We start from the raw sequence: 25,258 nt of genomic DNA on the forward strand, positions 1-25,258 counted from the left end.
GCGGACCTATGGGAAAGTTCCTCGCATTGATCCTGATCGTCTCCGCGCTCGCGGCCGGGGGGGCGATGTATTACTTCCAGATCTACGGCTTTTACGACACGGTAAAGCCGCAGCCCGGCCGTGACGTGATGTTGATGCCGTTGGACGGGGGCGCGGCGCAGCCGATCGCCTATAGTGACTTCGAGGCGATCGACGCGGACAGCTCGCCGATCCGCTATCGTGCCTGCTTCCGCACCAAGGTCTCGCCGGATGAGCTGGCGCAGGTCTTTACCCTGTCGGATAAGGTCGAGCCGCGCAACGCGCCGCCCTGGTTCGAATGTTTTGACGCCGCAGCCATCGGTGCTCAGCTCGCGGAGGGCAAGGCGCGCTCATTCCTGTCGGCCAAGAACATCTCCTATGGTGTGGACCGCATCGTGACCGTGACCGACGACGGCTTTGGCTATGTCTGGCACGAACTGAACAACTGTGGCCACAAGGCCTATGACGGCACCGTCGTTGGCGAGGAATGCCCGCCGCGTCCCGAGACCGGTGATGCAGGCTGATGCCCTGCCGGTCCCTGTCTGCCAATCGTAATCATTCCGCTGCGCCCGTCTGCGTGGCCACGCTCGAGGACATCCAATGCCCGATCTTCTGATTGAACTTTTCTCCGAGGAAATCCCGGCGCGCATGCAGTCGCGTGCGGCCGAGGATCTGAAAAAGCGCGTGACCGACGGCCTGGTCGAGGCGGGCCTGACCTATGCGGGGGCCGCGGCCCTGTCGACGCCGCGCCGCCTGACGCTGGCGGTTGATGGCCTGTTGGCCGAAAGCCCCACCATCCGCGAGGAACGCAAGGGGCCCAAGGTCGGCGCGCCGGACAAGGCGATCGAGGGCTTTTTGCGCGGCGCGGGCGTCACCCGTGAGCAGCTGGAAGAACGCGAAACCCCCAAGGGGCCCGTCTATTTCGTCCAAATCGAAAAGCCCGGTCGCCCGGCGGCTGAGATCATCGCCGAAGTGCTGGAAGCCACCATCCGCAACTTCCCCTGGCCGAAATCCATGCGCTGGGGCGCGGGCTCCTTGCGCTGGGTGCGGCCGCTGCACTCGATCCTGTGCATCCTGTCGGATGAGGCAGGGACATCGGTGGTGGATCTGGACATCGACGGCATCAAGGCGGGCAACACAACCCGCGGCCACCGCTTCATGGCGCCGGACGAGATCACCGTCACCGGGTTTGACGACTATGCCGCCAAGCTGAAACGCGCCCATGTGGTGCTGGACGCCCGCGAGCGTGCCGAGGCGATCTGGCAGGAGGCCACCAACCAGGCCTTTGCCAACGGTCTGGACGTCGTCGAGGACAAGGGGCTTCTGGCCGAGGTCGCCGGTCTGGTGGAATGGCCCGTCGTTCTGATGGGCGCCATCGACGAGGAGTTCCTGGAGCTGCCGCCGGAGGTTCTGCAGACCTCGATGAAGGAGCACCAGAAGTTCTTCTCGGTGAAGAACCCCAAGACTGGCCGGATCGAGAAATTCATCACCGTGGCCAACCGGGAGACCGCCGACAATGGCGCCACCATCCTTGCGGGTAACCAGAAGGTGCTGTCGGCGCGTCTGGCCGATGCCAAGTTCTTCTGGGAGAACGATCTGCGTACCGCCAAATCCGAGGCGGGCATGAGCGCCTGGGTAGAAAACCTCGGGAATGTGACATTCCACAACAAGCTGGGCACCCAGGCCGCGCGCATCGACCGGATCGCCGCGCTGGCCCGCGAGATCGCGCCGGTGGTGGGCGCCGATGCGGATCTGGCCGAGCAGGCCGCTCGGGTGGCCAAGGCCGACCTGTCGTCTGAAATGGTCTACGAGTTCCCGGAGCTGCAGGGCCTGATGGGCCGCTACTACGCCGAAGCCGCTGGCCTGCCGCAAGACGTGGCCAACGCTTGCGAGGCGCACTACTCGCCGTTGGGGCCGGGCGATGACGTACCGTCCGAGCCGGTGTCTGTTGCCGTCGCGCTGGCCGACAAGCTGGACACGCTGACCGGCTTCTGGGCGATCGACGAAAAGCCGACCGGGTCGAAGGACCCATTCGCGCTGCGTCGTGCAGCCTTGGGGGTAATCCGGCTGGTGCTGGAGAATGACGTTCGACTTCACTTGTCGAATGTTTTGAATAAGGCGGTGTTTACTAGGGATCTGTCGGTTCGCATTCAAAAGGCCAATTCTGCTACAGTTAAGTTACAAGAGATTCAGGCTGGTGCGGTTGATCAGAAGATTGCGGCTGAATTGTACAAAGAAAAGCTAGGCACTTCGGATCCTAAGGCTGTCACGGATGAAGTATTCGACAAAGCGGAAGATCTGCTCACGTTCTTCCACGATCGCCTCAAGGTGTTCCTGCGCGATCAAGGCATTCGCCATGACGTGATCGACGCCTGCATTGCGATGGAGGGCAACGATGACCTCACGTTGCTGGTGAAACGCGCACGCGCGCTTGAGGATTTCCTCAAGACCGACGATGGCGAAAACCTGTTGCAGGGCTTCAAGCGCGCCAACAACATCCTCTCGAAAGAAGAGGAAAAGGACGGTGTGGAGTATTCCTTCGGCGCCGACCGCAAGTTTGCCGAACACGACAGCGAAAAGGCCTTGTTCGACGCGCTCGAGGCGGGTGGGGCGGCGATCTCTCCGGCCATCGAGGCCGAAGATTTCGCGGCAGCCATGCGTGGCATGGCTGCCCTGCGCGCGCCAATCGATGCGTTTTTCGATGCCGTGCAGGTCAACGCCGACAACGAGATCCTGCGCCGCAACCGTTTGAACCTGCTGAACCAGATCCGCAAAGTCTGTGGCCAGGTGGCCGACCTGACAAAAGTCGAGGGCTGAGCGGACCATCCGCTCTGTTCAGGCCGGGACCGTATTCCGCAAGAAGGCCGTCCTTTCCGTTAGGGAAGGGCGGTTTTTCTTTGTCTGGAAGCGTTTGCCGCGACGCTGCGGCGACAAGACTCTTGCGCCATGGCGGTCGGGCCTTATGGTGACAGGCAAAGGAGACACGCCGCAGTGCAGAAAGACTTAGAACAGATCCCGCAGGCTTCGCTGATCACTCCGATTGCACCGATCGCCACCGCGACACATGGCGGGCGGGCGAAGTGTTTGCAGCGGTTGGTCCGACTGGAGCTGCCGGTGCCCCGCACCGTTGCCCTGCCGTTCGATGCGGTTCATGCGATTGCCGAAGGCCAGATGCCGGATCTGGCCGCGGTGCTGAGCGAGTTCGAGCCGGATTCGCTGTTGTGCGTGCGACCGTCTTCGGAAGATCCTGACTGGGGCGGGCCGGGTGCCATCCTCAATATCGGCATGAACGATGCGCGCTATGTCGATCTGTGCGATACGCTGGGGCGAAATGCGGCGGCGGCTCTGTACCTGCGGTTCGTACAGTCCTACGCCGTGCACGTGGCGCGCCTGGACCCGGATGTTTTCGACGATGTCGAGGATGGTGGCCCCGACGCGCTGAGCGAAATTCTTCATGCCTATGAGGCGGAGACGGACGAACCTTTCCCGCAAGACCCACAGGAGCAGCTGGCGGCGGTCTTGCGCTCGATGGCGCGGGCCTGGGAGGGCACTTCGGCGCGGCTCTTGCGGCAGGCCAAGGGCGCGCCGGCCGACGCGGGGCTCGGGCTTGTGGTGCAGGAGATGGTGCCCGGTGTCGGGCAGGGCGAATGCGGTTCCGGTGTCTTGCAACTGGTCAACCCGGTGACCGGCAAGCCGCAGCTCACCGGTCGCTACCTGAGCCAGAGCCAGGGGCGCGATGCGCTGGGGGCGGGGGTGCAGGCCCTGTACCTGGAGCAGGATCCGCGCGGCTTGTCCCTGGAGGAGGTGGCGCCGGAAGCCTTTGCCGAGCTGAAGGCGCATGCGGCCTTGATGCGCCGTCGCCTGCGCGAGGAAATGCAGCTGGAATTCGTCATTGAAAATGGCCGCGTCCATATTCTGGATGGCGTTCGGGTGGCGCGCTCGGCCCGTGCGGCGGTGCGGATCGCGGTGGCCTTGGCCGAAGATGGCATCATCCCCAAGGAAGAGGCCTTGATGCGGGTTGACGCCCACGTGCTGAACGAACTTCTGCACCGGCAAGTCTCGCCAGAGGCTGAGCGGGACGTGATCGGCTCGGGGATCGCCGCCAGCCCGGGTGCCGCAACGGGCCGTTTGGTTTTCACGGCAGCGGACGCGCAGGCCAGCGCCGCGCGCGGCGAGCCGTGCATCCTGGTGCGCCGTGAAACCTCGCCCGAGGATGTGCGCGGCATGCATGCGGCGGTCGGTGTGCTGACGGAAAAAGGCGGCATGACCAGCCACGCGGCCGTCATCGGCCGCGGCTTGGGCCTGCCGTGCATCGTCGGTGCGTCCAACCTGAAATTCCACAGCCGTCGTCGGATGCTGGCGGCCGAGGATGGCCGCCTGTTCAAGGCGGGCGATATCATCACCATCGACGGCAGCACGGGCCAGGTGCTGGCCGGACAACCCGAGATGCTGGAGGCGGCCGAGGACGGCGCGCTGGGCACCTTGCTGGCCTGGGCCGACGAGGCCCGCGACATCGGGGTGCGTGCCAACGCCGACACGCCCGAGGACGCGGAAACCGCCCGCCGCTTCAACGCGCAAGGCATCGGACTGTGCCGGACCGAGCACATGTTCTTTGATCCCGGGCGGCTGACGGTGATGCGCGAGATGATCTTTGCGGAAACACCGTCGGGGCGGGCCGCGGTGCTGGAGCGCTTGCTGCCGATGCAGCGCGATGACTTCCGCGAGCTGTTCCGCATCATGGAAGGCATGCCGGTGTGCATCCGCCTGTTCGACCCGCCGCTGCATGAGTTCCTGCCGGCAACCAAGGGCGGCCAGCGTGAGCTGTCCGAGGCGCTGGGCATTCCGGTGAGTGATGTGACCCGCCGGGTCGAGGAAATGGATGAGTACAACCCCATGCTGGGTCTGCGGGGCGTGCGCTTGGGGGTCACGGTCCCCGAGATCTACGACATGCAGGCGCGCGCCATCTTCGAGGCGACCTTGGAGGCTTCCAAATGGGGCGAGCCGGTGGTGCCGGAGATCATGATCCCGCTGGTTTCGGCGAAACGTGAGGTGGAGCTGGTCAAGGCGCGCATTGATGCCGTGGCGGCAGCGGTCAAGGCTGAACGGGGCGAAGACTTCACCTACCGCTTGGGCGTCATGGTGGAAACGCCGCGCGCCGCCTTGCGGGCGGGGGAGATTTCCCCGCATATTTCGTTCCTCAGCTTCGGAACCAATGACCTCACCCAGATGACCTACGGCCTGTCGCGGGACGATGCCGGGCGCTTCATGTCCGAATACGTCAACCAGGGGGTGTTTCCGGAAGACCCTTTCCATGTTCTGGATACCGATGGCGTGGGGGAGCTGCTGAAGCTGGGAGTGCAGCGCGGCCGGGCGGAGAACGACTGCATCACCCTGTCGATCTGTGGCGAGCATGGCGGCAACCCCGAATCGATTGCCTTTTGCCGCGATGCGGGCTTTGACTACGTGTCCTGTTCGCCGTTCCGGGTGCCTGCTGCGCGATTGGCCGCAGCCCAGCTGGCGATTTCCAGCAAAACCGGAAAGATCGCGCCAACATACGCGAAATATTAACAAAATGCAGGGCATCTCGCAGCCGCCAACGATATAATGGCGCTGCGAGTTTCCCCCCTTCATCTGCTGTCCCGCGCCCAAAGCTGGACCTTGTCGGTCATTTCCTTTAAGGGATGCGACCGCGAGCGTTGGGGAGGCCGAGCGCAAGCTGATAGGACGGGGGAACCCTGAATGAAACTGTTGACTATGATTGCCGTGATGGCTGCCACCATCACGATGGGTAAGAGTGTTGCTGCCGAAACGGGTTTGAATACGCTCATCGAGCGTGAGAAGACCAACCTGAGTGCGGTACCTTCGCGTAAATTCAGTGGGTTCTTCGGAATCCGCAACACCTCGCTGAAGAGCCGCCGCGCGGAACCCAAGCTGGAATTCACCAAGGCGTGGCTGGACTCGCGTCCGCCGGCCAAGGGGGGCGAGCAGTTCGCCTGCCTCGCCGAGGCCTTGTACTTCGAGGCCCGTGGTGAAACCGTGAAGGGCCAGTTCGCGGTGGCAGAGGTGATCCTGAACCGGGTGAAAAGCGCCCAGTTCCCGAACACGCCATGTGCCGTCATCAATCAGGGAACGGGGCGCAAATACCAGTGCCAGTTCACCTATACCTGTGATGGCCACAAGGAAGTCATCCACGAGAAGAAGGCCTACCAACGGGTGGCCAAGGTGGCTCGGGCTGCACTGGACGGGTTCAAGACCGATCTGACCGGTGGCGCCACCTATTATCACACCACTGCGGTCCGACCGCGCTGGAGCCGGACCTTCACGAAAACGGCGCGGATCGGTGTCCATCTGTTCTACCGCGACGAACGCTATCGCACCGCCTTGAGCAACTGATGCGGGAATGCGGCACGGATCGTGCCGCATTCGACCACTGGCGTGGCGCATGCGGGCCTGTTATCAGGTCGCCGAATGTCTAAGATCGGGACCCATCACCCGTCACAGCCAGCCAAAGGCCCGTTCCCATGCCCTCTGAAATCCGACTTGCCTTTGCGCATCCTTCCGAACGTTCCGTGGCCACGGCGGCCCCGGGCCCGCTGGATCGTATCTCTTTGCGCGACCACATCGTCGAGGTGGAAATCGGCGCCTTTCAGGCAGAGCGGGGCACCACCCAACGGATATGTTTCAACGTGGTGGTGGAAGTCGCGCCGCTGCCCAAGGATCTGGATGACGACGTCGATCGTATCCTGTCCTATGACAAGGTGACCGAGGCGATTGCGCATGAACTGGCCGCCGAACGTCTGAACCTTCTGGAAACCCTTGCCGAGCGGGTGGCAGAACGGATCTTGCTCGAGCCGCAGGCCGTGCGGGCCTTCGTGCGGATCGAGAAGCTGGATCGCGGCCCCGGTGCCCTGGGGGTAGAGGTCGTGCGCTCCAAGGATCAGATCAGTCACCAGGTGAATGAGGAAGAGCGCCCACACCCTCGGCTGATGTACCTGTCCAACGCGGCTATCGACAGCGCCAACCTGACCGGGTGGATCGACCAGATGGAGTGCCGCAAACGGCCTCTGATCCTCTGTGTCGGCGCGCACCCTCTGGAAGTTCCCAAGACCGGTCACAAGTGGACGCAGCGACGGATCGACCTTCTGGCGATCGAACAGAATGCCTGGCGGCTGGCGGCCAAGGACGACCGCTGTGTCGTGGTGTCGACCCGAACCGAGCTGGACTGGGCGATGAAGAACGGCCAGATCTGCGTCTGGGCCCCCTCGAAGATCGTGCTGGACGCCGTGGAGGGGCCCTCGGCGCCGCCTTCGAACTCGGTTGCGCTGGCCGCCTGGTTCGCCGCCACGTTCGAAGCGGGCGAAATGATTGTGCTCGGCGGGGAATTGCCCGATAATCCCGGTGTCCCCCTGCGGGGTGTCAGCGTGGAGCAAGCACAACTGTGACATATTACCGGCCATTGGTTCAGCATGGCGAGGCGCGCCCCGAAGGCGCGATGCCGCTGGCGGGCAGCGCCCTGTGGTTCACCGAGGTCGAGATCCTCAGCCGGAATGCGCCGCCGCGGATCGCGCCAGCGGGCCTGGTGCCCGAACCGGTGCGGCGCCGCCTGACAGCCCGCCGGGCGACCATTGCCGGACTGGACGTCACCCAGCCTCAGATCATGGGCATCCTGAACGTCACGCCCGACAGTTTCTCGGATGGCGGGCGTCACGCAGATGTCGACACCGCCTGTACCGCGGCGTTGCAGATGGTCGCCGACGGGGCGACCATCATCGATATCGGTGGTGAATCAACCCGTCCCGGCGCCGCCGAAGTCCCGGAAGCCGAAGAGATTTTGCGCACCGCGCCCGTCATCGAGGCGATCCGTGCCCAGAGCCAGGTCCCCATCTCGATCGACACCCGCAAGGCCACGGTTGGTCTGGAGGCGCTGGAGGTCGGCGCAAATCTTGTCAACGATGTGTCCGGTTTCACCTTCGATCCGGCGCTTGCGCCTCTGGCCGCGCAAGCCAGCGTGCCAGTCTGCATCATGCACGCCCAGGGCGATCCTGCGACAATGCAGGAAGATCCGCAGTACGCCGATGTACTGCTGGATGTCTATGATTACCTTGACGCACAGATCGACCGGCTGGAAGCGATTGGCGTGGTGCGCGAGCAGATCGTGATCGACCCCGGCATCGGCTTTGGCAAGACGCTCGAGCACAATTTGACCCTGCTGCGCAATCTCAGCCTGTTCCACGGTCTCGGCTGTCCGATCCTGCTTGGGGTGTCCCGCAAAGGCTTCATTGGCAAGATCGGCGAGGAACCGCAGGCAGCTGCGCGCGCGCCTGGCTCCATCGCCGTAGGGCTTGCAGCCCTGGCGCAAGGCGTGCAGTTTCTGCGGGTGCATGACGTTGCCGAGACGGTGCAGGCTCTGCGTTTGTGGCAGGCCGTCCGTTAAGGCCAAGACTGGCAGGAAATTTGAAATGCGAAAACTTTTTGGCACCGACGGTGTCCGTGGCACCGCCAATACCTATCCCATGACAGCGGAAATGGCGCTGCGGATCGGTTCTGCCGTCGGCCGTTATTTTCGCCGCGACGCGACTGGCGTGCACCGGGTCGTGATCGGCAAGGATACTCGTCTGTCGGGGTACATGTTCGAAAACGCGCTGACAGCCGGGCTGACCTCGACCGGAATGAACGTGCTGTTGCTGGGCCCCGTGCCGACGCCTGCGGTTGGTCTGATGACGCGTTCGATGCGGGCGGATCTGGGTGTCATGATCTCCGCCAGTCACAATCCGTCGGAGGATAACGGCATCAAGTTCTTTGGCCCCGATGGATACAAATTGTCCGACAGCGCCGAGCTGGAGATCGAGGCGCTGGTGGAGGCGGGGGTCGAACCGGCCCAGGCTGCCAATATCGGGCGCGCCAAGCGCATCGATGATGCGAGGTTCCGCTATGGGGAGCGGGTCAAGAGCTCCCTGCCGCGCAATCTCAGCCTGAATGGGTTGAAGGTCGTGATCGACTGCGCCAATGGCGCGGCCCACCGCGCGGCGCCGGAAATCCTGTGGGAGCTGGGCGCAGAGGTCGTTCCGATTGGTGTTTCGCCGGATGGGTTGAACATCAACCGCGGTTGCGGGTCCACCCAGCCGCAGACCGCCGCAGATGCCGTCGTGGCCCATGGCGCGCATGTCGGTATTTGTCTGGACGGCGACGCCGACCGGGTCATCGTCATCGATGAGACCGGCACCGTGGCCGATGGGGACCAGCTGATGGCCCTGCTGGCCAGCCGTTGGGCCGAACAGGGCCAGCTGGCCGGAGGCGCGCTGGTGGCGACGGTGATGTCGAACCTCGGACTGGAACGGTTCCTGGAGGGCAAGGGGCTGGGGCTGGAACGCACCGCTGTTGGCGACCGCTACGTGGTCGAGCGCATGCGCGAGGGTGGTTTCAACCTCGGCGGCGAACAGTCCGGTCACATCGTGATGAGCGACTATGCCACCACCGGTGACGGCCTGATGGCAGGGCTGCACTTCCTGGCCGAAATGGTGCACACGGGGCAGAAGGCCTCGGAACTGGCGCATCAGTTCCAGACGGTACCACAGCGGCTGCGCAACGTCCGCTATCAAACCGGGCAGGCACCTCTTGAGGATGAACGCGTGCAAGAGGCGATTGCGGCGGCAGAGAAAATGCTGAACGGGCAGGGCCGTCTGTTAATTCGCAAGTCGGGTACTGAGCCGCTGGTGCGGGTGATGGCCGAAAGCGAAGACGCAGAGCTGATGACCCTGGCGGTCGACAGCGTGGTTGCCGCGGTGGAGGCTGCTGTCGGACAGTGATCCGGAGGCCATCCGTCGTCCCAAGTCAGCTGGATTGGCAAGCCGGATAAGTCGCCTGAAAGGGGCGCCAGCGCCCCTTCTAGCGCGCCTTGTTGAACAGGCGGCTTAGTCGCCCGAACTGGCTGAGGCCGAGGCCGCCCAATATCATCACCATGGCAACCAGCATCGACGGCGGCAGTTCTTCGTCCAGAAAGACGGCACCCAGCACCACGGCCCAGACCGGCACCTGATAGTTGGTGAGGGTCATGAAGGTTGGCCCGGCCTCGCGTACGACGATGATCCGCAGCAGGTTGGCGGCGGCGGTGGGGATCAGGCCGAGGATCGCGGCGATCAGCAGGGTTTGGCCATCTGGCATGATCGGAGGCCCCTCGATCCACAGCGCCACCGGGCAGATGATCGCAAAGCCGATCAGCAGCAGCACCGCCGCGAGGCCCACCGGGTCCACCGGCGGCAAGCGGCGTGTGAGGATTGAGCTGACCGCGTAGCAGGCCGCCGCCGACAGGCAGGCGGCCCGACCGAAGGATTCGAGCGCCGCGCCGCTGCTCTCGAATGCCTGGCCGCCGATCAGCAGGGCAACGCCGACAAAGCCGATGGAAAATCCGATCAGGCGCCGCAGGGTCAGTTGCTCTCCGGGGACGAAGACATGCGCAAGCGGCAGTACCATCAGCGGGATTGCCGCCATGCTGACGCCGGTAAATCCTGATGATACATGCTGCTGCCCCCAGGAGATCAGCATGAAGGGCAGGGCGGTGCTTAGTACCGCGATCGCCCCCAGCGACGGCCAGTTTGGCTGATCGCGGAACAGTCGACATCCACGCGCGACCCAGATCGTGCCCAGCAGAAGGGCCGCGAATCCAGTGCGTCCGGCGGCCAGCCAGAATGGCGTGGTGCCCTCCAGCGCCAGCTTGATCAGCAGGAAAGTCGCGCCCCAGACCAGGCCCAGCGTGGAAATCATCAGCCAGTAGCGCGGCGCGATTGGGGGCATCAAGGTCTCCGTTTGTTTCTGCGCGACAAAACCTTGCCGAACAGGATAGGTCAAGACTGCTTGTCTTGTTATCTATCCTGTGTTGCGGTTGGGGGCGCAGATCAGATGGGGCGCGGCCGGCGGCTACGGCTGAGCACTAGTCCCCCGAGGATCAGCGTCATCGCCACGAACAGCTGCGGCGGCAGGGTTTCCCCCAGCAGGAGGGCGCCGAAGATCACCGACCAGACCGGCACCTGATAGTTCACCGTCGATAGAAACGCGGGGCCCGCGCTGCGGGCAACTTGCACCAGCAGCACCTGCGCCAGCGCAGTTGGGAGCAGCCCGAGGTAGATCACTGCGGCCAGTGGCAGGGCTTCGGGCACGGTTGGCACCCCTTCGGCCCAAAGCGCGGCCGGAACCATCATGCCCGAACCACACAGCAGCGCCGCGGCTGACAGCGCCAGCATGTTCACCTGTGGGCAAAGGCGGGTGATGATCGAGCCGAGCGCATAGCAAAGGGATGCGCCGAGACAGGCCAGTCGCGCCAGGGATTCAAAGTCGCTCCCGGCGGTTCGAAACGCATCCAGCCCGATCAGCACCACGACCCCTGAAAAGCCTACGAAAAAGCTGATGGTCTTGCGGAGGGTCATGGTTTCGCCCGGAACCAGCAGATGCGCCAGGGGCAACACGAACAGCGGCACCACCGCCATGCAGACCCCGGCAAATCCGCTGGCGACGTGGGTTTGACCCCAACTCAGCAAGGAAAACGGCAGGGCGTTGGAAAAGAACCCCATACCCAGCGCACAGGCCCAGATGAGGCGACCTTCGCGTGACCGCAGCGTGGGCAGGGCAATCCCCATGGCATGGAGCACCCCCAACAGGCACAACGCGCCGATCGTAATGCGTAGCGCGGCAATGGTCATCGGCGGAAATCCCCGCAGCGCCAGCGACACCGCCATGAAGGAGGCGCCCCAGATCACGCCGAGAAACAGAAGCTTGGCCCAATTGGCCGCGCCGGGGGAATTGTCCATTGCCTGTCTCCTTCCCCATGGGGGCTGGCGCTCACTTGCGGCGGCGCGTGGCCATCCGGCAAACGGTCCACGCGGGGCGGCCTTAGCTCGAAAGAAATTTTGCCAAAATAATAGGGCGCCCCGAAAGGAGCGCCCTGCAGAGGTAAGCTAAGCGGGAGGTTCCGCGGGCGCTTTAGTTCTTCTCTTTGTCGACCATCTTGCCGGCCGAGATCCACGGCATCATGCCGCGCAGCTTGGCACCGGTTTCTTCGATCAGGTGCTCGTCGTTGGCACGACGTGCGGCCTTCAGGGTCGGTTGGCCAACGGCGTTTTCCAACATGAAGTCGCGCACGAACTTGCCGCTCTGGATGTCCGAGAGCACCTCTTTCATCCGCGCTTTGGTCTCGTCGTACTTCAGGATGCGTGGGCCGGTCACGTACTGGCCGTACTCGGCGGTGTTGGAGATCGAGTAGTCCATGTTGGCGATGCCGCCTTCATAGATCAGGTCAACGATCAGCTTCACTTCGTGCAGACACTCGAAATAGGCCATCTCCGGCGCGTAGCCAGCTTCGACCAGGGTCTCAAAGCCGCAGCGGATCAGTTCGACCAGGCCGCCACACAGCACCGCCTGCTCGCCGAACAGGTCGGTTTCGCACTCTTCGCGGAAGTTGGTCTCGATGATGCCCGAGCGACCGCCACCGATGGCGGAGCAGTAGGACAGGCCGATTTCCAGCGCCTTGCCGGTCGCATCCTGGTGAACGGCCACGAGGCAGGGAACGCCGCCGCCTTTGGTGTATTCGCCGCGCACGGTGTGGCCTGGGCCCTTCGGCGCCATCATGATCACGTCAACGCCGGGCTTCGGCTCGATCAGGCCGAAATGCACGTTCAGACCGTGGGCGAAAGCGATCGCCGCGCCTTCACGCAGGTTGTCGTGGACGTATTTCTTGTAGGTCTCGGCCTGCAGTTCGTCGGGCATGGTGAACATGATGACGTCGCACCAGGCGGCGGCCTCGGCGATGCCCATGACCTTCAGACCTTCGGCTTCGGCTTTCTTGGCCGAGGGGGAACCTTCGCGCAGCGCAACGACAAGGTTCTTGGCGCCCGAGTCGCGCAGGTTCAGCGCGTGGGCGTGGCCTTGGGAACCATAGCCCAGGATGGCCACTTTCTTGTCCTTGATCAGGTTCACATCGCAATCGCGGTCGTAGTAAACGCGCATGATCCACGTCCTTTCAGTTTGTGTTTGAGGGCATAATAGGGGGGCGAAGCGGAAATGCGATTGCTGATTTGGGTGATTTTCGGGCTTTCTTGGTGGTGGTCATTCGTCAGAAGGTGAAATAGTGATGTATTCATGCTTGATGATCTCGACCGACGCATTCTTCGCTACTTGCAGGCCGACCCGGCGCAATCGATTCCGGACCTCGCGGAACGTCTCGGACTAACGGCGGCTCGGCTGTCGCGACGGCTGGACAAGTTGCGCGACACCGGGGTGATCCTGGGGCAACGGGCGGTGATCGACTGGCGCGCGCTGGGCTATGAGGTCGAGGTCTCGCTGCGCGTGACGCTGGACAAGACCAACCCGCGGGCCTTTGACGAATTCATCGAAGGCGCGCGCAAGATTCCCGAGGTGCTGGAAATCCAGACCTTCCTCGGGCAGGTCGATGTGCGGCTCTCGGTGATTGCACGGGACATGCCGCATTATCAGCAGATCTACCGCGCTGCGATCCTGAACCTTCCCCATATCGCGGACATCGAGGCGCTGATGCATGTCGCGCGTCTCAAATCCGATGAGGTGCTGCCGGTATGATCTCGCTCGACGATATCGATTATGCCCTGCTGCGCGCTCTGTCACGTGATGCCAGCCAGTCGGCCGGAGCCTTGGGGCGGCAGCTGGGGCTCAGCCAGCCGGCCACCTGGCGACGGATCAAGCGTCTTCAGGATACCGGCATCATTGCAGGGCGCAGGCTGGATCTGGACAGTGAAAAGCTGGGCTTCGGCGTCACTGTTTTCCTTGGCGTGAAACTGGCGACAAAGGGGCGAATTAGCCTGGAGGATTTCGAACGTGCAGTTGCGGCCATTCCTGAAGTGCAGACGGTCGAGCATGTTCTTGGCATGTATGACTACCGGTTGCGCGTGGCCGCGCGGGACATTTCCGATTTCGAAAGGGTGCTGCGGCGCCGGGTGATGACCTTGCCGGGGGTGGGGAGCGTGGATGCGAATGTGCTGTTGAGCGAAGAACGTCGCCCCGGCCCACTGGGATGAAGCGTCAAAGCAGGGTTTGCCAAACCGGCCAGCAGTCGCTAGCCCTGTGGGCGGAACAGAATGGGAGGCCGACATGGCATTGCTCGACACCGTTGACCCCGAGGGTCTGGATGAATTCTCAGTGGTATTCACCGACCGCTCGTTGAACCACATGTCCAAGACATTTCAGCAGGTCATGTTGGACATCAACAGCATGCTGAAAGAGGTCTACAAGGCCGAAGCCGTGGCCCTGGTGCCCGGCGGCGGCACCTACGCGATGGAGGCCGTGGCCCGCCAGTTCGCCCGTGGCGCCGACGCGCTGGTGGTGCGCAATGGCTGGTTCTCCTATCGCTGGAGCCAGATTTTCGAAACAGGCGGTCTCACCGCGTCGGCCACTGTGATGAAGGCGCGTCAAACGGGAAATGACTCCGCCTCCCCGTTCGAACCCGCGCCGATCACCGAAGTGGTCGCGGCGATCAAGGACCAGAAGCCGGACATCGTCTTTGCGCCGCATGTGGAAACTGCCGCCGGGGTGATACTCCCGGATGAGTATGTAAAGGCAATGGCGGCAGCCGCGCATGAGGTCGGTGCGCTGATGGTGCTGGACTGCATCGCCTCCGGATGCGCCTGGATCGATATGCAGGCCACCGGTGTCGACGTGCTGATCTCCGCCCCGCAAAAAGGTTGGAGCGCGTCTCCTTCCGCAGGGCTGGTCATGTTCTCGGATCGCGCGCTGAAGCGTCTCGAGGAGACTGCCTCGGACAGCTTCGCACTGAACCTGAAGCAGTGGCGCGCGATCATGAAGGCCTATGAGGACGGTGGCCACGCCTACCACGCCACCATGCCGACAGATGCGTTGAAGGCCTTCCGCGACACGATGCTCGAGACCCGGGAATATGGCTTCGAGCGCCTGCGCGAGGCGCAATGGAAGCTGGGCAACGGTGTGCGCATGATACTCAAGGACAAGGGGATCACGTCGGTCGCGGCCGAGGGCTTTGGCGCCCCGGGGGTTGTCGTGAGCTACACCAACGATCCGGACGTGCAGAACGGCAAGAAGTTCCTGGCGCTGGGCACCCAGATCGCCGCGGGCGTGCCGCTGCAATGCGACGAGCCCGCCGATTTCCGCACCTTCCGTCTCGGTCTGTTCGGTCTCGACAAGCTCTATGATGTCGACGCCACCCTGGCGCGGCTGAAGACGGTGGTGGACCAGGTTCTTTAAACGGATCACCGGGCTTCATCTTTGCCCAAATACTCCCGCCGGAGGCAGCGGCTTTCCCAAGGGGAAAGCCGCTTTTTATTACTTCACGCCCAACCCCATCTGCATCAGCGTCTTGCGCACTGGCGCCAGCGAATAAAGCGCATTCAGTCCCAGGGCCCGCAGATCGCGCAAGGGACGGGGGGCCAGCATCGACGTGCGATTCAGCAGATCTATGCCGGTGACCCGCAGCAGGATCTCCCCGTGGCGGGCCTTGTGATAGGCGGCCAGCATCTCTGCATCGCCCAACCCCTCGGGGCGGGCGGCAGCCAGCTCCAACAGGCAGCGAAGGTCGCCGAGCGACATGTTCAGCCCCTGTGCCCCGATCGGCGGCACCACGTGAGCGGCCTCGGCCATCAGTGCCAGCCGCTCGCCGTTCAGCCGTTGCGCGGATTGGCTGATGATCGGCCAGATGGTGCGGCGCGACGCCAGCTTCAGATCACCATACATCCCGCAGCTGCGTTCCGTCATCGCAGCCTCAAAGGCTTCGGTGTCCAGATCCAGCAACTGCTGCGCACGGGGGCCGCGTTCCATCCAGACCACTGCCGAGGAAGGGCGCCCCAGGTAATCCGGCAGTGGCACGAGCGTGAAAGGCCCGCCGGAGCGATGGATCTCGGTCGAGACATTGTCGTGGGGGCTGGGATGGGTGACCGCAAAGGCCAGCGCCTTTTGGCCGTAACGGGTGGTCTTGATCGGTATGGCAGCTGCCCTGCGCATTGGCGAATTGCGGCCATCGCAGGCCACCACCAGCCTCGCCTGTATCTGGCTGCCGTCGCTCAGGCTGACGCGCGCGGCCTCGGTGCGCGTAAACAGGCCGGTCGTTCCGGTGCCAAACCGCAAATCGGTGTTGGGCAAGTCGGCCAGCCTGGCAATCAGCTCGCGCCGCAACAGCCAGTTGGGCAGGTTCCAGCCAAACGGCTGGCCCGAGATGTCAGCGGCGTTGAAATCCTTGACCACCCGCGGCTCGGGCCGGGCACCGCCTGCATCGACGATGCGCATCACCTGCAAGGGGGCGGCGTGATCCGCCAGTCGAGGCCACACACCGCAACGGTCCAACAGGGCCTGCGCAGGTTGCAGGAAGGCGGTGGTGCGCAGATCCGAGCCGTCGGCGTCGCGCTCGGTCACTGGCGGTGCGGGATCGGCGCAGATCACGGAAAAGCCGCTGGCGGCAAAGGCGGCGGCGGCCGTGAGGCCGGCAATACCGCCACCGGAAATCAGGATGTCGCAGGTTTCGGCCATGTATCTGCCCTCCGTGTCTGGGCCAGAGATAGGCGCGCAAGGGGCGAAAACACAAGCGGATACCTGCGCGCTACCGTTCTCAGCCGCGGGTGATGCCCAGCAGCAGGGCAAACATTACCGGCACGAAGCAGAGCGCCGGGAGATACAGGCCGGGCAGGCCGAACAGCAGGATCGAGCACCCCCACAGGCTGACCAACGCCACCAGCGCATACGAGAAGTTCTCCTCCGGCCCGTAGGCCACTTCTTTCATGATCCGCCCCAGCAGCGGGATTGCAAACAGAACACGCTGCCACAGGCTCAGACGGTCGGGGAGGGTATATGCGGACATGGAAGAGCTCCGATGATCTGTATCACCGGGGCATATATGCAGCTGAAGATGACTGAAACAGGCACATTTTGCCGCAGCCGCCGACAAAGCCTGGCCCTGCGTCAGCAAGGGTCAGATCAGCCTGGCCAGAAAGGCGGTCAGATCATCCGCATGATGGTGAATGTGATCGGCCACCAGCGGCTCTGGTGCAACGTAGACGGTTCGCATGCCCATTGCATGGGGCGCCGAGAGGTTGCGGGGGTCGTCTTCGAACATCGCTGCCTTTGAAGGGTCGATCCGGGCAAGGGCGAACACCTTGTCAAAGGCACGCCGGTCCGGTTTGGGCTGGTAGTCGGCGTGCTCCACGCCGTAGATGCCATCGAACAATCCGCTCAACCCGCGCGCTGCCAGCACGCGTTCGGCATAGGGGGCTGACCCGTTCGTGTAGACATATTTTCGCCCCGGAAGGTCGCGAATATGCGCTGCAAGGGATGGATCCGGTTCGAGGTGATCGAGGGAAATGTCGTGCACCGCCTCCAGGTAGGGGACGGGGTCCAGATCATGCTCTCGCATCAGACCGGCCAGGGTCGTGCCGTGGTCACGCCAGTAGTCGCCGCGCAACCGGTCAGCCTCTGGCTGGCTGAGTCCCAGCGCTTCCTGCACATAGGCCGTCATTTTGACTTCGATCTGGTCGAAAAGGCGGGCGGACGGCGGATACAGGGTGTTGTCGAGATCGAACACCCATTGGCGGACGTGGGAGAAGAATTGCTTGGGCATGGGCTTCCCCTAGGCGGCGGTGGCGGTATTTGCAATCAAAACTGCATTTTGCCTGCGGGTTTTCGGCGCTGAGGCAGCGGCAGGGTTGAATGCCGCGTCGTGGGCTGTAGAGATTGGCAAATCACAGAAAACGGGAATGAAGATGAGCCAGAGCCGCAGCCACCAGAAAGACGCCTATGCGCTGATCCTCGAAGCGATTGATACCGGGATCTATAAACCGGGGGATCGGCTGGTGGAAAGCGATCTGGCGGAGCGGTTTGGTGTGTCGCGCACCCCGATCCGCGAGGCGTTGCAGCGGCTGGAGACACAGTCGCTTCTGGAGCGCGACGGGCGCTCGCTGATTGTCGCCTCCCTCGACCACAATCAGATGGCGGAACTCTATATCGTTCGGCGAGAGTTGGAGGGGCTGGCGGCACAGCTCGCGGCGCGCCATGCCACCGAGGAAGAAATCCGGGTGCTTCAGGAAATGGTCAAGGAAGATGACAGGCTGATCGGGGATCCCGCTGCGTTGTCCAAGGCCAATCGTCGTTTCCACGAGCAGATCCACCTCGCCTCGCACAATCGCTACCTGGTGCAGCAACTGGATTTGGTGCACCGGACGATGGCATTGATGGCGACCACCTCGCTCGCGGCGGAAGGGCGCAGCGAGATCGCCCAGTCAGAGCACAAGGGCATCGTCGACGCGATCAGCCGCCGGGATGAAGCCGCCGCCGGGCAGGCGCTGAAGGATCACATCTCGATCGCCTTCATGACTCGATTGAAGCAGGATGCGAGCGGGCGCGGCTGAGGCGGCCCCAGCGGCGCGGCCGCTCCGCCGTTTTGTCCGGGGTTTCGATGCCATGGGCGGTCTTGTCCCAGAAGAACGGGCAGACGAGCAACTCATAGGCGGCCTTGGCGACGGCGATCACCCCCATTGGGAAGTACAGGATCAGGCTCGGCGCCCACAGGGCCAAGTGGGGCCGTCGCATTGCAAACGCAGCGGCGACGCCGAGAACCAGCCCCAGCAATTCAAAGAACACCAGCGTTGCCGCTGCCAGCATCAGGAGGCCAGCTGGTACCGTGGAAGAACTCGGATGCGGCAGGCCCAGCGTGATCAGCCAGAATGACCACAGGATCGGCGCGAAGATAAACTGGCCTATGGTGCCGATAAAGAAGGCCTGAAAGCCCAGGAACCGCTTCACGCCGAGATCGGCGAGCAGGCGCAAGGGCTGGCGCATGTGCACGAGGTAGGTGACCATGAAGCCCTTTAACCAGCGCGAGCGCTGCTTGACCCAGGGCCAGGGACGGCAATTGGCTTCCTCATAGGTGGTGGTTGGCAACATCTGCGTACGGTAGCCCGCCCGGTACAGACGCACGCCCAGATCCGCGTCCTCGGTCACGTTATGGGCATCCCAGCCTCCAAGCTCTTCCAGCACCTTGCGGCGAATGAACATCGTGGTGCCACCCAGGGGCACCACCAACCCAAAGCGGGCAATGCCCCGTAGGACAATGCGGAACCAGCTGCCGTATTCGAGCGTGAAGCAGCGGGCAATCCAGTTGGTATCGGGGTTGTAATAGTCCAGAACCCCCTGAAAGCAGGCGGTTTGGGGCGGTGCCGTGGAAAAGGCGCCCGCGACGGTTTCCAGCTGATCCTTCTGGGGGGCGTCCTCCGCATCCCAGACACCGACAATTTCGCCGCGGCAGAAATTCAGGGCATAGTTCATCGCCCTTGGTTTGGTTGTCAGCCCGCCAAAGGCCGGAACCTCCACCACTCGGATCCATGGCGGCAGCTGGATGTGCGACAAGGCGCGTCGGGTGATGTCGTCATGGGCTTCCAGCACGAGAATGATATCGGTGAGCGCCCGTGGGTATGTCAGCTTTCGCAACCTGTGCAGCAGGGCGCGGCTGATCGCCGCTTCGCGAAACAGCGGCACCATGACCGAAATCACCGGACGGGGAGGGGGGGCTGTGGCCGAGTGCGATGTCACAGCTGGGCGGCCACGCTCGGTACAGCTGCTGGCAAGACCGCACAGTTTCAGCAGCGTGAACAGAAAGACCGAGGCCAGCGCCACGCCGCAGAGCCCTGCAAACGTGGCCGCCGGGGCCAGAGCGACCAACGTGATTGTTGGCAGAATGCATGCGATCAAAAGTGCCTTGCCGCGCGCCAGATCCAGGTTCCGGCAACTGAGCCTTTGTGACACGCTGCAGCTGGCCTGTTGCACCATGGCTGGGCTGAAATGCCGGGTGAGCAGCGCGGTGATCTGGCTTTCCTTGGCCAGCACGGGGGTGATGTCGTCAAAGCAGCCGCGCAACTCCTGGCGCAGCTGTTCAAAGCGGTCCGGATGGGCGATGGCGATGGTCACTGTCTGACCAAGCTGTATCCAGGGGATCGCGTCGTGACGCAGCCAGAAGCGGGCGGGCTTTGCAACGAGCAATCGGGCCGAGCCGATCTGCCCCTCCAGGTCGACCCGCGGCATGGCATATTGCTGTGACAGCGCCGCCAGGACCTGATCTTCCCCGGCCAGCCCCTCGGCGATCAGTATTCGTCCGAGCTCGGCCTTCTGGTGTTGGCGCAGCACCAGCGCCTTGAGCAGGTCGTCACCAGCAACGGTCGGCGCAACCTTCGGGGCGTCCGGCCCCTTGTCGTGTCGCGGTCGCAAGAACCGCATCGGATGTGAAACAACGCCCATTGCCAACCTTCTACCAACCTGAACTGAGACGTTCAGGCTGGTAGTCGGGAGTTTAAGAAATGGTAAATACCATCTTAACCATGGCGATAAGCGATTGTTTTTACGAAGGCCTTATGCGTTTTCACGCTCTGCCATCGCTTCCGCAAACCGTTCGAACAGATAAAAGCTGTCCTGCGGGCCGGGGCTGGCTTCGGGGTGGTGCTGCACCGAGAAGACCGGACGACCCGACACGCGGATACCGCAGTTGGACCCGTCAAACAGTGACACATGAGTCTCCTCGACGCCGTCCGGCAGGGTTTGCGCGTCCACCGCAAAGCCGTGGTTCATCGAGGTGATTTCGACCTTGCCGGTGGCATGTTCCTTGACCGGGTGGTTGGCACCGTGGTGGCCGTGGTTCATCTTGACGGTCTTTGCACCCAGCGCCAATGCCAGCATCTGGTGGCCCAGGCAGATGCCGAAGATCGGCAGTTCCGCCTTCAGGACTTCCTGGATCATCGGCACGGCGTATTCGCCGGTGGCAGCCGGGTCGCCGGGGCCGTTGGACAGGAACACGCCATCGGGGTTGTGCGCCAGCACTTCCTCGGCGGTGGCGGTGGCGGGAAGAACGGTCACGTCGCATCCCGCGCTGGCGAGGCAGCGCAGGATGTTGCGCTTGGCGCCATAGTCAATGGCGACGACCTTGTGCTTGGGGGCTTCCTGCCGCGGATAGCCATCGGGCCAGGCCCACCGCATTTCATCCCAGCGATAGCTTTGCGCGCAGGTGACCTCCTTGGCGAGATCCATGCCTTCGAGCCCGGCCCAGTCGCGTGCCTTGGCGACCAGCGCCTTGACGTCGAAGTTACCGTCCGGGTCATGTGCCAGGGCGACATGCGGCGCGCCTTGCTGACGAATGGCACGGGTCAGCCGACGGGTGTCGACCCCACCGATCGCGATGCGGCCGGTGCGCTTGAGCCAGTCTTTCAGCTCTTCGGTGGCGCGCCAGTTCGATGCGAGGGTCGGATCCCACTTGACCACCATTCCGGCGGCCACCGGATCTGCGGTTTCATCGTCTTCCGGGGTGACGCCGGTGTTGCCGATGTGCGGGAAGGTGAAGGTGACGATCTGGCCGGCGTAGGAGGGATCCGTCATGATCTCCTGGTAGCCGGTCATCGCAGTGTTGAAGCACAGCTCGGCCACGGCCTCGCCAGTGGCGCCGAAACCGGTGCCGTAAAAGACGGTGCCATCGGCGAGCGCCAGGCAGGCGGTGGGCTTGGTCGGGGCGGAAGCGGCCATTGCGCGAGTCTCCATGCGGGTGAAATTCATGGGCTTGTAAGGGGAGGGCAGATGCGGGTCAAGCCTGCAGCCATTGGCCAGTGTGACGCAGCGGCGGAAATCGAAAGTTTACGCTAAACTTGCACTGCCTCGCGAGAATGGCTAACCATCGGTGTTCGGCAACCATGGGGATGCTTTTGCAAATGGATACGCGCACGCGGGTCAACCAGGCCCTGAAGCAAGCGATGAAAGACAAGGCGGCCGAGCGGCTGTGCACGCTGCGGCTGATCAACGCCGCGATCAAGGATCGGGAGATCGCCGCCCGCGCGGACGGTGAAGAAAGCGGTATCGATGAAGCCGAAATCCTGGCGATTCTCGGCAAGATGACGAAGCAGCGCAAGGAAAGCGCACGGGCCTACGAGGAAGGCGGACGTCTGGATCTGGCAGAGCGGGAACTGGGCGAAATCGCGATCATAGAGGAATTCCTTCCCAAGCAGCTCAGCGACGACGAGGTCGAAGAGGCGATCAGGGAGGCCGTGGCCGAAACCGGTGCCGAGTCGATTCGCGACATGGGCAAGGTCATGGGCGCCCTGAAGGCGAAGTACACCGGTCAGATGGACTTCGGCAAAGCCGGGCCGCTGGTCAAGGACCAGCTGTGCAGCAAGGGCGACTGCTGAACCTTCGTGTCCACGGCTTATCGCCCGGCGGCAGCCCGCGACTTTGCCTGAAGACCCAAGCTATTCACATGGGGGCCATCTCGGCCCCCATTTTCGTTGATGACTAGTGTCGAAACGCGCGGCGAAGATCGTCGTAGAGCGTGAGACGCTCCTCCTCTGAGAGGAAGGCGCCAATTTCCACTTCGCGGCCGCAACCGCGCAGGGTGACGTAGTGGGGGACCGGGCCATCGTCGTCATGCATCTCGACGCTGGCCCAGTAGCGGTTGCACTGCCAGCTTTGCTGTGCGCCATCAGGGTTGGTCCGCTCCAGTCGCGCCTGTTCCGGACCCAGGGTGAGCACCTCGATTATCTGGCGATCTTTCCGGCTGCGGTCGAGCGCCCATTTCAATCCAAACACGGCCAGGACAACAAATGGCAGCAGCCCCCAGATCAGCAAAGTGCCGAGAAAAGCGAGCAGGGGAATGAAGGTCATCGCTGCGGTGATGCCGATGAAGCGGACATAGCCGCGCGGACGCAGCGACTGATGCGGCCACAGGTGCAGCTCGGCGGTCGGGGCGGACTGCGGATGTATCCAGGTGTAGGGCATCGACGGGCCTGTTTCAGAGCGTTCCAGTACTGACAATATAGAATGAAAAAGCCCCCGGAGCAGTGGCGCCGGGGGCTTTGGTCTTTCAGTCCGTCAGACGCTTAGTGCGAATGAGAGCGGTCCCAGTCTTCCTGCTTGGGCAGGATTTCAAAGGTATGCTCCGGCGGCGGAGAGGGCAGGGTCCACTCCAGCGTGTCCGCGTATTCGTTCCAGTAGTTGTTCTGGGTGACGCGGGCGCCGCGCAGCAGCGAATAGATCACCACGCCGAAGAACAGCAGGAAGGACGCAAAGGAGATGAACGCACCGTAGGACGAGATCTTGTTCCAGTAGGCAAAGCCTTCCGGATAGTCGATGTAACGGCGCGGCATGCCCTGGCGGCCCAGGAAGTGCTGCGGGAAGAACGTCAGGTTTGCACCGATGAAGAACAGCCAGAAGTGGATCTGGGCGCCCAGCTCGTTGTACTGACGGCCGGTCATCTTGCCGAAGTAGAAGTAGATGCCCGAGAAGATCGCGAAGACGGCACCCAGCGACATCACGTAGTGGAAGTGTGCAACCACGTAGTAGGTGTCGTGATAGGCGCGGTCGACCGCGGCCTGCGACAGAACCACACCGGTCACGCCGCCGACGGTGAACAGGAACAGGAAGCCGAAGGCGAACATCATCGGCGCCTTGAACTCGATCGAGCCGCCCCACATGGTGGCGATCCAGGAGAACACCTTCACGCCGGTCGGAACCGCGATCACCATGGTGGCGAGCATGAAGTAGGCCTGCTGGTTCAGCGACATGCCGACGGTGTACATGTGGTGCGCCCACACGACGAAGCCCAGAACGCCGATCGCGATGATCGCCCAGACCATCGGCAGGTAGCCGAAGACGGGCTTGCGCGAGAAGGTGGCGATCACGTGGGAGATGATGCCGAAGCCGGGCAGGATCACGATGTACACTTCCGGGTGGCCGAAGAACCACAGGATGTGCTGGTACAGGATCGGGTCGCCGCCGCCTGCCGCGTCAAAGAAGGTGAAACCGAAGTTGCGGTCCATCAGCAGCATGGTGATGGCACCGGCCAGAACCGGCAAGCTCAGCAGGATCAGCCAGGAGGTGACGAAGATCGACCAGGAGAACAGCGGCACCTTGAACAGGGTCATACCCGGGGCACGCATGTTCAGGAAGGTGGTGATCATGTTGATTGCACCCAGGATCGAGGACGCACCAGAGACGTGGACGGCAAAGATCGCCAGATCCATCGAGTAGCCGCCTTCGTTCACCGACAGCGGCGGATACAGAACCCAGCCGACGCCGGAGCCCAGCTGGTCGTTACCGCCCGGCGACACAACCGACAGAACCGCCAGCGAGGTACCCGCGACATACATCCAGAACGACAGGTTGTTCATCCGCGGGAAGGCCATGTCCGGTGCACCGATCTGCAGCGGCATGAAGTAGTTGCCGAAACCGCCGAACAGCGCCGGAATCACCACGAAGAACATCATCAGGATGCCGTGGGCGGTGATCATCACGTTCCAGAGGTGGCCGTTGGGGGTACATTCGGCAGAGGCGTCCGCGATCAGCCGTGCGCCCTCCAGGCACATGTACTGAACGCCCGGATCCATCAGCTCCAGCCGCATGTAGACGGTGAAGATGACGGAGATGAGACCTGCAATCGCCGAGACGATCAGGTAAAGAATGCCGATATCCTTGTGGTTCGTGCTCATGAACCAGCGGGTGAAAAAGCTCCGCTCGTCCTCGTGGCCGTGACCATGAATGGCTGCGTCTGCCATTTAGGTGCCTCCTGCTGCAATACGAAAGACCCCAGGAGACGGACTCCGGGCGGTCTGGATTCCTTGGCGTTTTAGTGTGGCGTGCCGGCGCCTTCAATGGTGGAGTTTGATATGGATCAAGATTTATTGCCGCAGGGGGCGGCATCTGCTGGCCGGTCAGCCGCGCAGTGCGGAGCTTGACCTGCGTGGGCGTCCTGCCCAAAACCGGGGAGCAAAGGCTGCGATAGACAGGAGACTCCGATGGCCACCTATGATTTCGACAATATTTTTGCCAAGCTTCTGCGCGGCGAGATCCCCTCGACACGTGTGTACGAGGACGCAGAGACGCTGGCCTTCATGGACATCATGCCGCGCGCTGACGGTCACTTGCTGGTGATTCCGAAAACCCCGTGCCGGAACTTGCTGGATGCCTCCCCGGAGCAGTTGGCGGCTGTCATGCGCACGGTTCAGAAATTGGCGCAAGCGGTCATGAAGGCGTTCGATGCGGATGGGGTGACGGTGCAGCAGTTCAACGAAGCTGCTGGCGGCCAGGAGGTTTTCCATCTCCATTTTCACGTTCTCCCCCGGCATGAGGGAGTCGCCCTGCGTGCACCCGGCCAGATGGGCGATCAGGACGCAATCGGCGCCCAGGCCGAGAAGATCCGGGCCGCTCTGGAGGCCGTGTGAGGCCTGAAGACCGGTCCGAT

The 25,258-nt window shown here is 63.0% G+C and carries 23 protein-coding genes; 13 read left to right on the forward strand and 10 right to left on the reverse strand.

What is annotated here, in order from left to right:
- Nucleotides 1-8 precede the first annotated feature (8 nt).
- From AB9K35_RS11015 to glmM, 7 genes are all read left to right on the forward strand, one after another.
- A complete protein-coding gene (locus tag AB9K35_RS11015) occupies nt 9-542 on the forward strand; it encodes a DUF6446 family protein (RefSeq protein ID WP_222455292.1) in 534 nt (177 codons plus the stop codon).
- Nucleotides 543-666: 124 nt separating this feature from the next.
- Entirely contained in the window at nt 667-2,835 is a 2,169-nt protein-coding gene (gene glyS, locus AB9K35_RS11020) for a glycine--tRNA ligase subunit beta (protein ID WP_369926128.1), read from the forward strand.
- Nucleotides 2,836-2,964: 129 nt separating this feature from the next.
- Nucleotides 2,965-5,586 (forward strand): putative PEP-binding protein, encoded by a 2,622-nt coding sequence (locus AB9K35_RS11025; protein ID WP_369926060.1) that lies wholly within the window; start codon nt 2,965-2,967, stop codon nt 5,584-5,586.
- A gap of 171 nt (nt 5,587-5,757) precedes the next feature.
- Entirely contained in the window at nt 5,758-6,411 is a 654-nt protein-coding gene (locus AB9K35_RS11030; RefSeq protein ID WP_222455289.1) for a cell wall hydrolase, read from the forward strand.
- A gap of 128 nt (nt 6,412-6,539) precedes the next feature.
- A complete protein-coding gene (locus AB9K35_RS11035) occupies nt 6,540-7,460 on the forward strand; it encodes a dihydroneopterin aldolase (protein WP_369926062.1) in 921 nt (306 codons plus the stop codon).
- Nucleotides 7,457-8,452, forward strand: coding sequence for a dihydropteroate synthase (gene folP / locus AB9K35_RS11040; RefSeq protein ID WP_369926063.1), 996 nt, complete (start codon nt 7,457-7,459; stop codon nt 8,450-8,452). The genes AB9K35_RS11035 and folP overlap by 4 nt, the downstream gene beginning before the upstream one ends.
- Nucleotides 8,453-8,477: 25 nt before the next feature.
- Entirely contained in the window at nt 8,478-9,824 is a 1,347-nt protein-coding gene (gene glmM, locus AB9K35_RS11045; RefSeq protein ID WP_369926065.1) for a phosphoglucosamine mutase, read from the forward strand.
- A 79-nt stretch (nt 9,825-9,903) separates the two neighbouring features.
- Here the strand turns inward: glmM and AB9K35_RS11050 are convergent, their stop codons facing one another.
- The 3 genes from AB9K35_RS11050 to ilvC form a co-directional block, all read right to left on the reverse strand.
- Entirely contained in the window at nt 9,904-10,809 is a 906-nt protein-coding gene (locus AB9K35_RS11050; RefSeq protein ID WP_369926066.1) for a DMT family transporter, read from the reverse strand.
- A gap of 101 nt (nt 10,810-10,910) precedes the next feature.
- Entirely contained in the window at nt 10,911-11,819 is a 909-nt protein-coding gene (locus AB9K35_RS11055; RefSeq protein WP_369926068.1) for a DMT family transporter, read from the reverse strand.
- Between the two features lie 172 nt (nt 11,820-11,991).
- Nucleotides 11,992-13,014 (reverse strand): ketol-acid reductoisomerase, encoded by a 1,023-nt coding sequence (ilvC, locus tag AB9K35_RS11060; RefSeq protein WP_222455283.1) that lies wholly within the window; start codon nt 13,012-13,014, stop codon nt 11,992-11,994.
- A gap of 132 nt (nt 13,015-13,146) precedes the next feature.
- Between ilvC and AB9K35_RS11065 the strand changes: the two genes are divergently transcribed.
- The 3 genes from AB9K35_RS11065 (at nt 13,147) to AB9K35_RS11075 (ending at nt 15,255) form a co-directional block, all read left to right on the forward strand.
- The gene (locus AB9K35_RS11065) at nt 13,147-13,602 is read left to right on the forward strand and encodes an Lrp/AsnC family transcriptional regulator (RefSeq protein ID WP_369926070.1); all 456 of its coding nucleotides are present in this window, start codon (nt 13,147-13,149) and stop codon (nt 13,600-13,602) included.
- A complete protein-coding gene (locus tag AB9K35_RS11070; protein WP_222455281.1) occupies nt 13,599-14,057 on the forward strand; it encodes an Lrp/AsnC family transcriptional regulator in 459 nt (152 codons plus the stop codon). The genes AB9K35_RS11065 and AB9K35_RS11070 overlap by 4 nt, the downstream gene beginning before the upstream one ends.
- 73 nt (nt 14,058-14,130) lie before the next feature.
- A complete protein-coding gene (locus AB9K35_RS11075; protein ID WP_369926072.1) occupies nt 14,131-15,255 on the forward strand; it encodes an aminotransferase class V-fold PLP-dependent enzyme in 1,125 nt (374 codons plus the stop codon).
- 78 nt (nt 15,256-15,333) lie between these two features.
- On the opposite strand, the gene AB9K35_RS11080 is transcribed toward AB9K35_RS11075, so the two are convergent.
- From AB9K35_RS11080 to AB9K35_RS11090, 3 genes are all read right to left on the reverse strand, one after another.
- Nucleotides 15,334-16,530 carry a UbiH/UbiF family hydroxylase gene (locus tag AB9K35_RS11080; RefSeq protein WP_369926073.1) on the reverse strand — a complete coding sequence of 399 codons (1,197 nt, stop codon included), beginning with the start codon at nt 16,528-16,530 and terminating at the stop codon, nt 15,334-15,336.
- 79 nt (nt 16,531-16,609) lie between these two features.
- Entirely contained in the window at nt 16,610-16,858 is a 249-nt protein-coding gene (locus tag AB9K35_RS11085) for a hypothetical protein (RefSeq protein WP_222455278.1), read from the reverse strand.
- 111 nt (nt 16,859-16,969) lie between these two features.
- Complete coding sequence (locus AB9K35_RS11090; protein WP_369926075.1) at nt 16,970-17,614, reverse strand: pyrimidine 5'-nucleotidase; 645 nt, start codon at nt 17,612-17,614, stop codon at nt 16,970-16,972.
- 142 nt (nt 17,615-17,756) lie between these two features.
- Here AB9K35_RS11090 and AB9K35_RS11095 point away from each other — a divergent pair, with 142 nt between their 5' ends.
- On the forward strand, nt 17,757-18,401 hold the full coding sequence (locus AB9K35_RS11095; RefSeq protein ID WP_222455276.1) for a GntR family transcriptional regulator: 645 nt from the start codon (nt 17,757-17,759) through the stop codon (nt 18,399-18,401).
- Here AB9K35_RS11095 and AB9K35_RS11100 read toward each other — a convergent pair.
- Together AB9K35_RS11100 and carA are read right to left on the reverse strand one after the other, a co-directional pair.
- On the reverse strand, nt 18,361-20,283 hold the full coding sequence (locus tag AB9K35_RS11100; RefSeq protein ID WP_369926078.1) for a glycosyltransferase: 1,923 nt from the start codon (nt 20,281-20,283) through the stop codon (nt 18,361-18,363). The genes AB9K35_RS11095 and AB9K35_RS11100 overlap by 41 nt on opposite strands.
- Nucleotides 20,284-20,394: 111 nt before the next feature.
- Nucleotides 20,395-21,555 (reverse strand): glutamine-hydrolyzing carbamoyl-phosphate synthase small subunit, encoded by a 1,161-nt coding sequence (gene carA / locus AB9K35_RS11105; RefSeq protein ID WP_369926080.1) that lies wholly within the window; start codon nt 21,553-21,555, stop codon nt 20,395-20,397.
- Nucleotides 21,556-21,737: 182 nt separating this feature from the next.
- On the opposite strand from carA, the gene AB9K35_RS11110 reads away from it, so the two are divergent.
- A complete protein-coding gene (locus tag AB9K35_RS11110; RefSeq protein WP_222455273.1) occupies nt 21,738-22,211 on the forward strand; it encodes a GatB/YqeY domain-containing protein in 474 nt (157 codons plus the stop codon).
- A gap of 103 nt (nt 22,212-22,314) precedes the next feature.
- Here the strand turns inward: AB9K35_RS11110 and AB9K35_RS11115 are convergent, their stop codons facing one another.
- Together AB9K35_RS11115 and ctaD are read right to left on the reverse strand one after the other, a co-directional pair.
- Complete coding sequence (locus AB9K35_RS11115; protein ID WP_369926082.1) at nt 22,315-22,797, reverse strand: DUF2244 domain-containing protein; 483 nt, start codon at nt 22,795-22,797, stop codon at nt 22,315-22,317.
- A gap of 101 nt (nt 22,798-22,898) precedes the next feature.
- On the reverse strand, nt 22,899-24,572 hold the full coding sequence (ctaD, locus tag AB9K35_RS11120; protein WP_222455271.1) for a cytochrome c oxidase subunit I: 1,674 nt from the start codon (nt 24,570-24,572) through the stop codon (nt 22,899-22,901).
- Between the two features lie 240 nt (nt 24,573-24,812).
- On the opposite strand from ctaD, the gene AB9K35_RS11125 reads away from it, so the two are divergent.
- Nucleotides 24,813-25,238 (forward strand): HIT family protein, encoded by a 426-nt coding sequence (locus AB9K35_RS11125; RefSeq protein ID WP_369926084.1) that lies wholly within the window; start codon nt 24,813-24,815, stop codon nt 25,236-25,238.
- Nucleotides 25,239-25,258 lie beyond the last annotated feature (20 nt).

Origin of the sequence: Leisingera sp. XS_AS12 (genome assembly GCF_041224635.1) — a bacterium.
Lineage (GTDB): Bacteria > Pseudomonadota > Alphaproteobacteria > Rhodobacterales > Rhodobacteraceae > Leisingera.